The sequence below is a fragment of the Streptomyces musisoli genome (assembly GCF_016741855.1).
Taxonomy (GTDB): Bacteria; Actinomycetota; Actinomycetes; order Streptomycetales; family Streptomycetaceae; genus Streptomyces; species Streptomyces musisoli.
The window spans coordinates 1-389 of the sequence record NZ_JAERRH010000125.1 but is presented as its reverse complement, the minus strand read 5'-3'; the positions used below and the strand labels follow the sequence as shown (position 1 = coordinate 389).

Below are 389 nucleotides of genomic sequence, written 5' to 3'. Positions count from 1 at the left end.
GATCAGTCGCAAACTCCATGGCGCCGGCCAGACCCTCCGGTGCACCATCGACCGCATGACGCTCACGAAGGCTCAGCGTGAGGTCGAACTTCGACGACTCCGCACGAGCACCCTTACCGGAGAGCCTCAGACCAGAGAGCTCGGCTGAAGTCTCGACGGTGTTCTGGAGGACGAGCATGACCTGGAAGAGCGGGTGGCGGGACAGGGACCGCGCCGGGTTGAGCACCTCGACCAGGTGCTCGAACGGCACGTCCTGGTGCGCGTAGGCCGCCAGGTCCGCCTCCCGCACCCGCCCGATCAGCTCACGGAACGTGGGATCACCGGACAGGTCCGTGCGCAGGACCAGCGTGTTCACGAAGAACCCCACCAGATCGTCCAACGCCTCATCG

Annotated in this window: 1 protein-coding gene; it reads right to left on the bottom strand. The window is 65.8% G+C overall.

Features of this window, described 5'->3' with window-relative positions:
• The coding region (locus JK361_RS40760) for a condensation domain-containing protein (RefSeq protein WP_201828290.1) at nucleotides 1-389 on the bottom strand (389 nt) is incomplete at both ends.